At 59.4% G+C, this 13,607-nt stretch carries 11 protein-coding genes and 1 pseudogene; 11 read left to right on the top strand and 1 reads right to left on the bottom strand.

Features of this window, described 5'->3' with window-relative positions; all coding sequences use genetic code 11:
- Positions 1–94: 94 nt before the first annotated feature.
- Positions 95–247, top strand: a pseudogene (locus tag F759_RS41735) (IS5/IS1182 family transposase); the annotation flags it as partial.
- 128 nt (positions 248–375) lie between these two features.
- On the opposite strand, the gene F759_RS0133885 reads toward F759_RS41735, so the two are convergent.
- Positions 376–1,152, bottom strand: a complete 777-nt coding sequence (locus F759_RS0133885) for a GntR family transcriptional regulator (RefSeq protein ID WP_027803709.1) — start codon at positions 1,150–1,152, stop codon at positions 376–378.
- Between the two features lie 369 nt (positions 1,153–1,521).
- Here F759_RS0133885 and F759_RS0133880 point away from each other — a divergent pair, with 369 nt between their 5' ends.
- The 10 genes from F759_RS0133880 to F759_RS0133835 form a co-directional block, all read left to right on the top strand.
- On the top strand, positions 1,522–2,151 hold the full coding sequence (locus tag F759_RS0133880; protein WP_152530778.1) for a hypothetical protein: 630 nt from the start codon (positions 1,522–1,524) through the stop codon (positions 2,149–2,151).
- A 189-nt stretch (positions 2,152–2,340) separates the two neighbouring features.
- Positions 2,341–3,138 (top strand): GntR family transcriptional regulator, encoded by a 798-nt coding sequence (locus tag F759_RS0133875; protein WP_084534435.1) that lies wholly within the window; start codon positions 2,341–2,343, stop codon positions 3,136–3,138.
- 106 nt (positions 3,139–3,244) lie between these two features.
- Positions 3,245–4,687: an ABC transporter substrate-binding protein gene (locus F759_RS0133870; RefSeq protein ID WP_084534434.1), complete on the top strand. Its 1,443-nt coding sequence runs from the start codon at positions 3,245–3,247 to the stop codon at positions 4,685–4,687.
- A 1-nt stretch (position 4,688) separates the two neighbouring features.
- Positions 4,689–5,579 carry an ABC transporter permease gene (locus F759_RS39485; RefSeq protein ID WP_051377558.1) on the top strand — a complete coding sequence of 297 codons (891 nt, stop codon included), beginning with the start codon at positions 4,689–4,691 and terminating at the stop codon, positions 5,577–5,579.
- Entirely contained in the window at positions 5,576–6,436 is an 861-nt protein-coding gene (locus F759_RS0133860; protein ID WP_027803705.1) for an ABC transporter ATP-binding protein, read from the top strand. The genes F759_RS39485 and F759_RS0133860 overlap by 4 nt, the downstream gene beginning before the upstream one ends.
- A gap of 99 nt (positions 6,437–6,535) precedes the next feature.
- Positions 6,536–7,903 carry an arylsulfatase gene (locus F759_RS0133855; protein ID WP_027803704.1) on the top strand — a complete coding sequence of 456 codons (1,368 nt, stop codon included), beginning with the start codon at positions 6,536–6,538 and terminating at the stop codon, positions 7,901–7,903.
- A 16-nt stretch (positions 7,904–7,919) separates the two neighbouring features.
- Positions 7,920–8,888 carry a formylglycine-generating enzyme family protein gene (locus tag F759_RS0133850; protein ID WP_209440539.1) on the top strand — a complete coding sequence of 323 codons (969 nt, stop codon included), beginning with the start codon at positions 7,920–7,922 and terminating at the stop codon, positions 8,886–8,888.
- 70 nt (positions 8,889–8,958) lie between these two features.
- Positions 8,959–10,461, top strand: coding sequence for a SulP family inorganic anion transporter (locus F759_RS0133845; RefSeq protein ID WP_027803702.1), 1,503 nt, complete (start codon positions 8,959–8,961; stop codon positions 10,459–10,461).
- Positions 10,451–12,928 (top strand): DNA topoisomerase (ATP-hydrolyzing) subunit B, encoded by a 2,478-nt coding sequence (gyrB, locus tag F759_RS0133840; protein WP_027803701.1) that lies wholly within the window; start codon positions 10,451–10,453, stop codon positions 12,926–12,928. The genes F759_RS0133845 and gyrB overlap by 11 nt, the downstream gene beginning before the upstream one ends.
- A 50-nt stretch (positions 12,929–12,978) precedes the next feature.
- Positions 12,979–13,607 (top strand): IS6 family transposase (locus F759_RS0133835; protein WP_027803700.1); only part of this gene is annotated, 629 nt, incomplete at its 3' end.

The following is a 13,607-nucleotide window of genomic DNA, read 5'->3' as shown; positions in this document are numbered from 1 at the left end:
TTGGCCAACCCCGGGTTCGGCATCTTCATCGATTCACTCATCAGCGACTCTGGATCAGTCGGATTCTACCGTCCGTCTCTTACTGCGACACAACCAATTTCGCTGGGTGGTTGGACGGAGTCACTCGTGGCTCCACAACTTCCGTCGCCTTCGTATTCGCTTCGATCGTCCAGCTGACATTCACGAAGCGTTCTTGAAACTCGGCTGCGCCCTTGTCTGCTGGAACATCTTCAGGCGTATGGAGTAGCCTTTTTGAACTGGCCTCTTATGTGCAAGTCGAGCTTTGAGCTTGCCGGACTTGTACTGGACTGGATGGGGCGAAATTGGAGGAGAAAGAAACGCGCAGACGAATGACGTGGCGAGAACCGACTATCGCTATCCGTTCTTACGACTGGATTTTACAGAGCGCTTTCGGTCTACGCGCAACCGGTACTGGAAGGTACCGCCCTTGAAATAGAGGTACTCGAAATCGATGGGTTGATGACGGCTGTCGTGGGTGAGCCGTTCGACACGCAACACCGGCGCATCTTTGCTCAACTCCAGCGCACGCGCGATGAAAGCTTGTGCAGGAATGGCATCGATGCTCAGGTCGGCGCTGCCTAACGCCACGCCGCAGTCATTCTCGAGAATCAGGAAGATGTCGCGTGTGGCGAGATCGGCACGCTGCAACTTCTTGCCGAGCGCTTCAGGCAGGAACGTGATTTCATACGACGTCGGTTCGCGATTGACGAGTCGCACCCGATGGATCTCGGCAACCTTGGCGCCGACGTCGATCGCGAGGCGGGCCGCGACTTCTTCACTGGCAGCGACGAAATTGAACGAGATCACCCGGTTCACGATCTCGTGGCCGTCGCTCGACATGGATTCGGCGAACCCTTGCAAAGACGTAATATTCTGAACCGTCTTGGGCTGTGAAACGAACGAGCCCTTGCCGTGCACCTTGAAGATCAGACCTTCCTTCTGAAGATCGCCAAGCGCCTGCCGGATGGTGATGCGGCTGACCTCGAACATTTCCTGAAGCTCGCTCTCCGACGGCATGCGGCTATGAGGAAGATAGTGGCCGTCCAGAATCCCACTGCGCAATGTGTCTTTGATTTGTTGATAAAGCGGAATGGGCGAGTCGGGCCCGAATTTGGCGTGATTGTTCTGCATGGTCGATGAGCGGGCAGGCACGGGAGTCTCAATCGTGCATCTGTGATGTTCATCAATTATACCGTGCGCGCGCTCCGAAACTTAGCGCAACTAGGTAATGACATGTCGTGACATGACAACGGGCGGACTACATGCGCCCCGCAGAGATGCGCAGAGGCACCAGTCTGTTTTCGCAATGCACTTGAGCGGAACGTTAAATGGCGTTGCCACCCCGGTCTAACCATGGTTTATCGCCTGGCACCGTATTTGCCTATTAGAACACATCATGTCTTGTTATGACACGTTGGCATATAGTGCGAAGTCGGCTTTGATCCGCTCGTTTTTACGACAGGGTCGACAGGGTCGACAGGGTCAACAAAGGAGAAAAGATTGGACGCATTACCCACCTTGGTATGCGCGGCGACGGCTGTATACGTGCCGACCAATGTCGACGGTTACGCGCTGCTGCTGACGTATTTCAGCAACTCGCGCTATCGCGCCGCGGAAATCGCGGCAGGACAGTTTATCAGCATGGCTGTCCAGATCGCGTTGTCCATTTCGATCATGAAGTCGGGGTGGGTGACGAACACACCTTGGACTGGACTCGCGGGAATCGCGCCGCTGATCGTGGGATTGACGCGGATCAGGGGGCTCAGTCAAGACAGCCAGCGCGATGTTCAGAGCGCGCTGCGTCGCGAAACGTTGACGTCATCGGCAGGTAGTACGGGTCGCGTGCTCGCCGTGGCAGCGGTAGCGACATCGGGAGCGGTCGACAACGTACTGGCGTATTCGGGCCTGCTGATCGGCAAGACGCCAGAGGATGTTTCCTTGGTGACGATTCTGTTCGGCGCATTGACAGCCGGGTTATGCCTTGCGGCGTATGTCACAGCGCGCTCGCACGTTTCGATCTCCCCATTGCGTCGAACGATAGCCCGTGTTGCGCCGTTCACCACGACTGCTATTGGACTCGCGTTGCTGCTTCGCTTCGACACGCTGGCGTGGATTTATTCGTTTGCGTGAATTAATACGACTTATGTCTGGGCATGCACCACACCGAGACGTAGATGCACCGAGTATAGCAGCCAAGTTCGCATATGGGGCGAGCAGAAACCGAAAAGGCAGACTTTCGCCCGTTCTGTAGGCAACCAACGTTGGCACAGCTTTTGCCTTATTTTTACCATCTTGTTATAACGAGTCATATCCACTGACATGAACGCCGCCGATCCGACCTTATCCGAAACGAGCGCTGCATCCGGCGGGGGCGCACCTACGCAGCTGGATGGACCGAGTCCGTTGTACATGCAGATTGCCGACATCCTGCGCGATCGCATCTTGCAAGGCGCATACCGCTCCAACGAGCAGATGCCGTCGGAGAGCGAGTTGATGACCGCATTCGACGTAAGCCGCATCACGGTCAGGCAGGCGCTCGGCAATCTGCAAAGCGAAGGACTCATCTTTCGCATTCATGGCAAAGGGACGTTCGTGTCGCGGCCCCGCGCGTTTCAGGACCTCGGAAGCCTGCAAGGCTTCGGCACAGCAATGCGCGAGATGGGCTACGAAACACATTCGAAGGTGTTATCGCTGCGCACGATCGTGCCTCCCAAGCATGTGCGCGAACGGATCGAATGCGGGGGACGCGTGACGGAATTGCGGCGCCTGCGGTTCCTGAATCGCGCGCCGATTTCGCTCGACGTGTCGTATCTGCCGTCGGCTATCGGCATGCGTGTCGCTCGCGCCGATCTCACCAATCGCGACGTGTTTTCGGTGCTGGAAAACGATTGCCAGATTGCATTGGGTCACGCCGATCTGCGCATGTGCTCGACCCTTGCCACCGAAGAATTGCACAACGTGCTCGGCATCGAAAAGGGCTCACCGATTCTGTTTATTGAACGCATCATCCATACGAGCGCAGGGATGCCGCTCGAGTATGAGGAGTTGTATTACCGAGGAGATGCTTTCCAGTTCAAGGTCCACGTCGACAGGCAGGCAGTCGGTGCACGAAGTTGAGGATTGTGGCTGGACCACGCGCGGGCGCAAGTCAGGCGTCCGGTTGTCACTGTCTGATAAGGGCGGCAACGAACCGCTTATGTCAGTTTATCTTTAGGGTTACATCATGCGAATCAGAGGTTTGGTAGGCCACGCGCTATGCAGTGCTTCACTCATCGCGATGGGCTCCGCGCTGGCGTTTGCAACCGCCGCGCACGCAGAAACGATCGATATCGGCATCGGCACGCAAGACACGACGACCAACACTGTCACGGGCGGGATCATTATCAAGCAACTCGGATTGCTGGATAAGTATCTGCCGCATACGGGCAAGTACAAGGACGTCACCTATAACGTCACGTGGCAGAACGCGACGTCGGGGCCGCCGATTACCAACGGCATGATCGCGGGCAATCTGCAGATTGGCATGATGGGCGACTACCCGCTGCTCGTAAACGGCGCGACCGGCCACGCGACGAACAACGACACGGAACTCGTCGCGGTGCTCGCCTACAACGCGCTCGGTGGCGGCAATGGCGTGGTCGTTCCAAAGGATTCGCCTTATTACGACCTGACTGATCTCAAAGGCAAGCGGGTGTCGGTGCCGTTTGGCTCCGCCGCGCACGGAATGCTGCTCGCGGCCCTGCAAAGCCGCAAGTTGCCGAGCGACTACTTCGCGCTCGCCAACCAGTCTCCCGAAGTCGGCAGCACGAGCATTCAGGAAAAGCGCGTCGATGCACACGCCGACTTCGTCCCCTTCGCCGAGCTGCTGCCTTACCGGGGTTATGCCCGCAAAATTTTCGATGGCGTTGAAACCGGGCAGCCTACGTTTCACGGAGTCGTGGTTCGGAAGGACTTCGGCCAGAAGTATCCCGAGATCGTGACTGCTTATATCAGGGCGTTGATGGAAGCGAACGACTGGGTGCGCAAGAACCCAGCGTTGGCGTCGGAAAAGATTCAGTCGTGGACAAATGTCGATAAGGAAGTGGCCTACATTTTCCTCGGCCCGAACGGCATCGATACGCTCGATCCCACCATCAAACCGCGCTGGATCGCGGCATTGAAGACCGACTATGCGGTGCTCAAGAAGCTCAACATGGTGAAGGATCTCGACATCGACACATGGGTCAACGATTCGTTCGTCCGCGCGGCCTTCAAGGAGTCAGGCCGCAATTACGATGCGCAACTCGCGAGCTTCGCCAACTACCAGATACAGGGTAAGGACACCGTGTGCAACGTGCCGGTGAGTGACCCGTCGCAGGCGGGCCAGATCTGGCTGAAAGGCGGCGATGTCCTGCCGTTCAGTTCGGCGGCCTGCACGCTCGAAGGCGTGAACCAGTATCGCGCGCAGGGCAAGAAGGTCGACGCGGTGTATTTGATGGACAAGTCGCTCGACCTGAAAGTCTTCGCAGACGACGCGTTCTACACGCTCGGCGGCGGGAACGCTGCGGCGCCCGAGGTCGAGCCCTTCCTGCTCAAGCGCGACGCCGAAGCGAGCGCGCAGAAGTCGGGAGCAAAAGTGGTGAGCTACACGCAGGCACTGGACGCATTCGGCAGCGGAGGGAAATGACATGGAACCCTCTCTCGAACTGAAGAAAGGGGCATCGGCGCATCCCGTGCCAACGGGGCGCGCACCTCAAAAGAACCGGCGTTTCAAGGCGCCCGCGTTGAGCGGCACGCAGGCGCTCACTATCAAGATTGCATACGCGGTCGTGTCGATTGGTGTGATTTTTCTGGTGTGGTATCTCGGCACGCGCTACCGGGTGCAGTTCTATATCCGGTTCCAGAATGTCCCTACCCCTTCTGAGGTATTCCGTGAAGCGGTTCACGTTGTCGGATCGGATACCTTCGCCAAGGATGTCGGCAATAGCCTGCGACGCATCTTCGCTGGTTTTGCGGTCGCGGTCGTCACCGGCGTGGGCATGGGGCTGTTGATCGGCCGCTATCGCATCGTCAATCAATTGCTGATGCCGGCGATCGAAGTGCTGCGCCCCATTCCCGCCATCGCCTGGGTACCGATGTCGATCATGCTGTGGCCGACCACCGAGTCCTCCATCGTGTTCATCACGTTCATCGGTGCGTTTTATCCGATTCTGCTCAATACGGTGGACGGCGTCGAATCACTCGACGGCGTGCTGATGCGCGCAGGCCGCTGTCTCGGCGCGAGTGAAGCGCAACTCTTCTGGCATGTGATCCTGCCCGGGGTGTTGCCCAATATTTTCACTGGCCTCGCTGTCGGCATGGGTGTCGCGTGGGTTTCGCTGATCGCGGCAGAGATGATTTCAGGTCAGTACGGCGTGGGCTATTACACCTGGGAAGCCTACTCGCTCGTCAATTATCCGGCGATCGTGCTAGGCATGATCACCATCGGCGCACTGGGCCTGCTTTGCAGCGGCCTGATCCGGCTGGTGGGCCAGACCTCGATGCCGTGGCTCGCCTACGTCAACGGAGCGCGCAAATGACCAACACCAACAAGGGACGTGTCGACTGCCGCAATATCGGCGTCGTCTTCGGCTCGGGCGAGGCACGGATCGAAGCCGTCAAGGATGTGTCGATCACGGTCGAGCCCCATGAATTCGTGTCGCTGATCGGGCCGTCGGGCTGCGGGAAGTCGTCGTTGCTGAGCATCGTCGCGGGCTTTACGAAGCCGACGCGCGGCATCTCCACGCTCGACGGCGTACCCATCAGGAAACCTGGCGCCGAGCGCGGTGTCGTGTTTCAGCAGTATTCGTTGTTCCCCTGGCTACGTGTCAGGGAAAACGTCGAGTTCGGTCTGAAAATGGCCGGCGTCTCTCGGGTGAAGCGTGGGGCCACCGCCAGGACGTTGCTCGGACTCGCGGGACTGCTGTCGTTCGAGAATCACTACCCCGACCAGCTATCGGGCGGCATGAAGCAACGCATCGGCATCGTCCGCGCGCTCGCGGCGAACCCACGGGTGCTGCTGATGGACGAACCGTTCGGCGCACTCGATACGCAGACGCGAACCGTGATGCAAGAAATCCTGACCAACATGTGGCAACGCTTCCGACTGTCGGTTCTGTTCATCACGCACGATATCGAAGAAGCCGTGTTTCTGTCGGACCGCATCTACGTCATGACAGCGCGTCCCGGCCGCATCAAGGCAGAAATTCGCGTGCCGTTGCCCCGTCCACGCACCGCCGCGATGTTCGATATGCCCGAATTCACCGAGCTGGTTCAACGCCTGAAAAATCTGATTCGCGAAGAATCGCTCGCGGCGATGGGCTCGGAACTCGGGGCGGGAGGCGTGGAAGGCTTTGGCATTGAAATGGGCCCGAACGGCGTAGAAGAACTGCTCTGAGTCCGTTCTGACGGCGACAAAAAAAGCAACGCATCAATCCGATCAGTATCCCTAACCGGGAGCGGGGAATAACGCTCTCGATCCGAAGGAGTTTTTGTAATGAGCAAGAAACCGAACATCCTGTTCTTCCACGTCGACAATCTAGGCATGGGTGAACTCGGCTGCTACGGCGGCGGCAAGCTGCGCGGTGCGGACACGAAGCGCATCGACGCATTTTGCAAGGAAGGCACCAAACTCACGCACTATGTCGTGGAGCCGCAATGCACGCCCACTCGCTCGGCGTTGATGACCGGCCGTTATCCGATCCGCTCGGGTAATCACACGATCGCGCTGGGCGGAAACGGTGGCGGTCTCGTTACGTGGGAAATCACTATCGCCGAATTGCTGGCGAAAGGCGGCTATAAATCGTCCTGCCTCGGAAAATGGCACATCGGCGCGGAAGAAGGACGATTCCCGACCGACCACGGTTTTGACGAATGGTACGGCCCGTTGCGCACGTACGACGAATGCATGTGGCTCGAAGACCCGCACTATGTTCCGGAGCGCGACGGCTTTTCGCACATGCACGAAGGTTTCAAGGGCCAAGGCACGAAGCCGCTGCTCGACGAGCAGCTCACCATGGAGACCAAGAAGACCTGCGACCTCGAATATCAGAAGCGCGGCCTTGATTTTATGCAGCGCTGTGTGAAGAACGACGAGCCGTTCTTCCTTTACTTCAACCATTCGCTGATGCACTTCCCGATGTCGCCGCGCGACGAGTTCGTCGGTAAGAGCACCAACGGTGAATGGGGCGATTGCCTGTTGATGCTCGACCACGACTTCGGCGTGCTGCTCGACGAACTCGGCCGTCTTGGCGTCGCCGAAGACACAATCGTTATTCTTTGCGGCGACAACGGCGCGGAAGATCATCTCGCAGGACGCGGCACGGGCGGCTTCTTCGACGGTTCGTACTTCAGTTCGGCCGAAGGCGGCATCCGTACGCCGCTGCTCGCACGCTGGCCCGGCCGCATTCCGGCTGGCGTCGAAAGCAACGAGATGGTGCACGTCACCGACATGTTCACGACGCTGCTCAACTTTGCGGGCGAAGAAACGCCGAAGGACCGGCTTATCGACGGCAAGGATCAGACCCAGTTCTTCCTCGGCGAGCAAACGACCTCGAACCGCGAGTCGTGCATGGTGTGGCTCAAGGACGAACTGCATGCGGTGAAGTGGAAAGACTTCAAGATCAACTTCAAGCGCCAGCAGCATTTCCACGATCCGGAACTGCCGCTCGGCTTCGCGCGCATCACGCATCTGCAGGAAGATCCGAAGGAACGTGAAGCTGTCAATCAACGCTACGTCCGCTGGTGGGTGATGCAGCATGCGCATCGCGTCGTGCGCGAATTCGACGAAAGCGTGAAGCAGGAGGAACTGATCCCGCCGGGCTCCGAGCTGGGATTTGTGCCGAAGTCGGTCTTTAACTCCTGAAGCCATGAGCGCGTCGATGACGGACACACAACCCGCGAAGAGTGCATGCTGCTGCTCCAAAGTGAAGGCGGCGGCACAGATGCCATCGAAGGAAACGGACTGCACCGAAGGCATGGTGCCAATTAAGGGCCGCGAATTTACGATGGGTTCCGATGTTTTTTATCGCGAGGAGCGTCCGGCGCGGCGCGCAATGGCGGCGGATTTCTGGATCGATCCGCATCCGGTGACGAACGCGCAGTTCAGCGCGTTCGTCGATGCAACCGGCTATCTCACGCTCTCCGAGCGGCAGCCGGACCCGGCGCTGTATCCGGATGCCGATCCTGCGCTGCTGCTTCCCGGTTCGCTGGTATTCACGCAGCCTCATTCCCGCGTCGGGCTGCGCGACTACCGCGACTGGTGGGCCTATGTGCCCGGCGCAAACTGGCGTCACCCGCAGGGCCCGGAGAGCGATCTCGCCGGTCTTGCGGATCATCCGGTGGTGCATGTGTCGTTCGCGGATGCGAGTGCGTATGCAGCATGGGCTGGGAAGCTCTTGCCCAATGAAGTGGAATGGGAATACGCGGCACGCGGCGGTCTCGACGGTGCGGCCTATTGCTGGGGCGACGAGTTCGCACCCGAAGGGCGGCAGATGGCGAACACGTGGCAAGGCGAATTCCCATGGCAGAACACGGCGCTCGACGGCTATGAGCGCACGTCGCCGGTGAAGGCCTACCCGGCCAACGGCTACGGGCTTTACGACGTTGCAGGCAACGTCTGGGAATGGACCTCCACCCGTTACGGCAACGCACCCGGTGTCGAGGAAACGAAATCGTGTTGCGTACCGTCGTCCGGTCTGAGCAATCCCAATGTGCGCAACGTAGTAAAGGGCGGCTCGCACCTTTGCGCGCCGAGCTACTGCCTGCGCTATCGCCCGGCTGCGCGTCAGGGTCAGACACTCGACACATCGACGAGTCATATTGGCTTTCGCTGTATCGTGCGCGCGTGATCCGTGTCCATACGCGCCGTGGGGTCGATAAGCGTCGCGTCCCAAGTCTCAACCATACCGAGTAAAAGTCATGACAAATTCTGTGGGGAGCACTGAAGCCCCTTGCGTGAACTCGCGCATCCCGTTACCCGCATCTCGCGCGGAGCTGTTGCGAGAAGTACTCGCGGGCGTGGTGACCAGTCTTGCGCTGATTCCCGAGGTGATCTCCTTCTCTTTCATTTCAGGCGTCGAACCGCGTTCGGCTTTATTCGCGTCGATCGTCCTGCTGATCGTCACGTCGCTGTTCGGCGGACGGCCCGCGATGGTGACCGCCGCGGCGGGTTCCGTCGCGCTCGTGGTCGGGCCGATGGTACACGCGCACGGCGCGGGCTATATTTTTCCGGCCGTCTTGCTCGGCGGTCTCATTCAGGTCGTGTTCGGCCTCCTTGGATTCGCGCGCATCGTACGTTTCATTCCGCGCTCGGTGATGCTCGGCTTCGTCAACGCGCTCGGCATCCTAATCCTCAGCGCGCAGATACCGCATGTGATCGACAAGCCATTCACGGTCTATGTGCTCTTTGCAATCACCATCGCGATCGTTCTGATCGGGCCGCGTCTGACACGCGCCGTGCCTGCGCCGCTGATCGCGATCGTCGTAGCGACCGGGCTGGCCGCCGCGTTGCACTGGACGGTGCCGACGGTGGGCGGCGATCATCCTGTGTCCACGCAATTGCCGGGTTTGACGCCTTGGAGCGTGCCATTCGATCTGGGCACACTGAAAATTGTCTGGCAGACGGCGATCAGCATCGCTTTCGTCGGGCTGCTTGAAACGCTACTCACCGCGAAACTTGTCGACGAACTGACCGAGACGCGCTCGAACAAAACGCGCGAATCGTGGGCGCTCGGCCTCGGCAATCTGTGCGCAGGCGCGTTCGGCGGTATAGGTGGTTGCGCGATGATTGGCCAGACGGTCGTGAACGTCGCGATCGGCGGCGCGCGGACCCGCGTGTCCACGCTCGCGGCCGCATCCACGCTACTGTTGCTGATGACGGGCTTAAGTCCAGTGATGGCGCGCATTCCCATGGTTGCGCTCGCAGCCGTCATGATGGTGGTGGCGGTAAAGACCGTCGATTGGCACAGCCTGCGTCCGGCCACGTTAAAGCGCATGCCGTTAATGGAAACCTCGGTAATGCTGGTATCCGTCGCGCTGACCGTCTACACCGGTAACCTTGCGCTTGGTGTCGTGGGTGGCGTGCTGCTCGCGATGGTGCTGTTCGCGCGCCGCGTCGCGCATGTGATCCGCACGGTGCGAACGGTGTCTGCTGACAAAAGTAGCGTGCGCTATGAAGTGCACGGTCCACTTTTTTTCGGCAGCAGCAACGATCTGATGGATCGCTTCGAATACGCGAGCGATCCGCGCTCCGTCACGATCGACTTCTCGAAGTCACAGATCTGGGATGCGTCCACCGTCGCCGCGCTGGATTCGATTCAGGTGAAGTACCGTCAGCACGACATCGACGTGCGGTTCACCGGTCTTGACGAACGTAGTCAGGCATTTCATGCGCGCCTGAGTGGAAATCTCAATGTCGGCTAATCCTGTCGCACCCGTTACGCCGGCTGCTGGTGAGTATTCCGCCGCGCAGATTCAGATTCTCGAAGGACTGGACGCGGTTCGCAAACGTCCGGGCATGTATATCGGCGACACGGCAGATGGCTCGGGCCTGCATCAGCTGGTGTTCGAAGTCGTGGACAACGCCATCGACGAAGCGATGGCCGGTCACTGCAATTTCGTGCTGGTGACGGTTCATGCGGACGGTTCGCTATCGGTCGAAGACAACGGCCGGGGCATCCCGGTCGACGTCAAATTCGACGATCGTCACGAACCTAAACGCTCCGCCGCCGAAATCGCACTGACGGAATTGCACGCGGGCGGCAAGTTCGATCAGAACAGCTATAAGGTCTCTGGCGGTCTGCATGGCGTGGGCGTGAGTTGCGTGAACGCGTTGAGCAGCTGGCTCGAATTGACCGTCTGGCGCTCCGGCTTCACGCATGCTTTGTCGTTCAGGCAAGGCGCGGTGAAGGATCGGATCGTCAGCAAGACCGAGTCGGGCATCGCGATCAGTCCAACGCGCGTGACGGGGCCAGCGGATCGCCGTGGCACGCGCGTGCATTTCCTGCCGGAGGCGGAGATCTTTCATCACGGCTCATTCAGCTTTGAGGTGCTCTCGGCGCGTTTGCGAGAACTCAGTTTTCTGAACGATGGGCTGATCATTCGACTCAACGACGAACGATCCGGCAAGGAAGAAGATTTCGCATGCGCAGGCGGCGTGACTGGCTTCGTGCAATACGCGAACTACGGCAAGCGCGCAATTCACGACACGATCTTCCATGCGAGCGGTACCCGCAACCATGGCGGGGCCGACGTGAGCGTCGAGGTCGCCATGCAATGGAACGATGCGTACGGTGAAGCGACGCTGTGCTTTACCAACAACATCAAGCAACGAGACGGAGGTACCCATCTGACCGGCTTGCGCTCGGTGACCACGCGCGTTCTTGGTAAATACGCCGAGGACAACGGCTTCACGAAGAAGGGCACCATCAATTTCACCGGCGATGACTTTCGGGAGGGCCTTGCCTGCGTGATCAACGTGAAGTTGCCGGACCCGAAGTTCGGTAATCAGACAAAGGACAAACTGGTCAGCGTGGAAGCGCGCACGGCGGTCGAGGAAGTGGTCGGCGCTGCGTTGGCCGGCTGGCTGCAGGAGAATCCGGCGGACGCCCATGCGATCTGCGACAAAATCCTGGGCGATGCGCGGGCACGCGATGCCGCCCGGCGCGCGCGCGAGTTGACGCGCCGTAAGTCGGTGTTCGCGGGCTCGGGTTTGCCCGGCAAGCTGGCTGACTGCCAGCAGCGCGATCCGGCGCAGTCGGAGATCTATCTGGTCGAAGGCGATTCGGCGGGAGGAAGTGCCAAGCAGGGACGGGACCGGGCGTTTCAGGCGATTCTGCCGCTGCGCGGCAAGATCCTCAATGTGGAACGCGCACGCTATGAGAAGGTGTTGTCGTCGAGCGAGATCATGACGCTCGTCACCGCGCTTGGGTGTGGCATCGGCACCGAGGAATTTCGTCTCGACAAATTGCGCTATCACCGCATCATCATCATGACGGATGCCGACGTGGATGGAGCACATATCCGCACGCTGTTGCTGACGTTCTTTTATCGGCAGATGCGCGAACTGGTCGAGCGCGGCTACGTGTATATCGCACAGCCACCGCTATATAAGGTGCGGCGTGGCAGCACCGAGCGATACCTGAAGGACGACGTGGAGTTCTCGCAATGGCTGCTCGGAATCGCATTGGAGAGTGGCAGCGTGCGCAGTGCGCCGAACGGGGAGACGATTGATGGGGATGCATTGCTCGCACTCGCGCGCGAGTGTCAGCGTGGACAGGCCGCTTTGCAACGGCTTTCGTTCACGATGGATCGCGTCGTGCTCGATGCGGTATTCAACGGATCGTCGATCCGCCTCGATTCGCTGGCAGCCGCGCACGAGAGCGGGCAGCGACTCGCCGCGCGGTTACGCGATTCGTCGGTGATCGTCAAGTTCGGGGACGGTGCGCCTCATCCACAGCTACATGTCGTGCGCCGTCATCTGGGCAACGACAAACACTGCGTCATCAATCAGGACGTCCTGCGCAGCGCCGATTTTCAGACGATTGCACGAATCGGTTTGCAAATGACTAGCCAGTTTCCCCAGGGCGTCGTGGTCCAACGAGGTGAAGGTGAGCGACGGCGCGAACGCAGTGTGAACGATCTTCCGTCGGCGCTGGCGTGGCTGCTCGAGGACGCGGGACGTGGCGTCGCGCGCCAGCGCTATAAAGGGCTTGGTGAGATGAATCCGACGCAACTCTGGGAGACGACGATGGATCCCGAGGCGCGGCGTTTGCTGCAGGTCAGAATCGAAGACGCGATCGAAGCGGACCGGCTGTTTTCGATTCTGATGGGTGAGGAAGTGGCGCCGCGTCGGGAGTTTATCGAGCGGTATGGGGTTGTGTCGCAGTAAGAGACGGACGGTAGAATCCGACTGATCCAGAGTCGCTGATGAGTGAATCGATGAAGATGCCGAACCCGGGGTTGGCCAAGGTGCTGAAGCGCCTCCATTATCCACTGGAGGTGATTCTGACGTGTGTGCGTTGGTACGTCGCGTATCCACTGAGTCTGCGTCATCTGGAGGAGATGATGGGCGAACGGGGAATCGAGGTCGACCATTCAACGGTGCACCGTTGGGCCATCAAGATATTGCCGGTCCTTGAAAAGGCGTTCCGCCGCTGCAAGCGCCCGGTCGGCAAGAGCTGGAGGATGGACGAAACCTATGTGAAGGTCCGGGGCACGTGGAAATATCTCTACCGCGCCGTCGACAAGGCCGGAAACACGGTTGACTTCCTGCTGCGAGCCAAGCGGGACAAGGAAGCCGCCCGACGGTACTTCGAGAAGGCCATCGATCAGAATGGCGNGCCCGAAACCGTAACCATCGACAAGAGTGGTGCCAACCTGGCCGGACTGCACGCGATCAACGCAGAGCGCGAAACGCCCATCAAGTTCCGCCAGGCCAAGTACCTCAACAATATCGTCGAACAAGACCATCGGGCGATCAAACGCCGTACCCGACCCATGTTGGGATTCAAGGATTTTCGTTGTGCCCGCATCTTGTTGAGCGGCATTGAATTCATGCATATGATCGC

It is taken from the genome of Paraburkholderia dilworthii, from assembly GCF_000472525.1.
GTDB classification, from domain to species: Bacteria; Pseudomonadota; Gammaproteobacteria; order Burkholderiales; family Burkholderiaceae; genus Paraburkholderia; species Paraburkholderia dilworthii.
Note: the sequence above shows the minus strand (reverse complement) of the source record. Positions and strands in the feature narration are given on the sequence as shown.

Excerpts from the sequence above, each read along its gene's own strand:
- F759_RS0133885 (WP_027803709.1), bottom strand. The coding sequence starts at position 1,152 with ATGCAGAACAATCACGCCAAATTCGGGCCCGACTCGCCCATTCCGCTT.
- F759_RS0133875 (WP_084534435.1), top strand. The coding sequence starts at position 2,341 with ATGAACGCCGCCGATCCGACCTTATCCGAAACGAGCGCTGCATCCGGC.
- F759_RS0133870 (WP_084534434.1), top strand. The coding sequence starts at position 3,245 with ATGCGAATCAGAGGTTTGGTAGGCCACGCGCTATGCAGTGCTTCACTC.
- F759_RS39485 (WP_051377558.1), top strand. The coding sequence starts at position 4,689 with ATGGAACCCTCTCTCGAACTGAAGAAAGGGGCATCGGCGCATCCCGTG.
- F759_RS0133860 (WP_027803705.1), top strand. The coding sequence starts at position 5,576 with ATGACCAACACCAACAAGGGACGTGTCGACTGCCGCAATATCGGCGTC.
- F759_RS0133855 (WP_027803704.1), top strand. The coding sequence starts at position 6,536 with ATGAGCAAGAAACCGAACATCCTGTTCTTCCACGTCGACAATCTAGGC.
- F759_RS0133850 (WP_209440539.1), top strand. The coding sequence starts at position 7,920 with ATGACGGACACACAACCCGCGAAGAGTGCATGCTGCTGCTCCAAAGTG.
- F759_RS0133845 (WP_027803702.1), top strand. The coding sequence starts at position 8,959 with ATGACAAATTCTGTGGGGAGCACTGAAGCCCCTTGCGTGAACTCGCGC.
- gyrB (WP_027803701.1), top strand. The coding sequence starts at position 10,451 with ATGTCGGCTAATCCTGTCGCACCCGTTACGCCGGCTGCTGGTGAGTAT.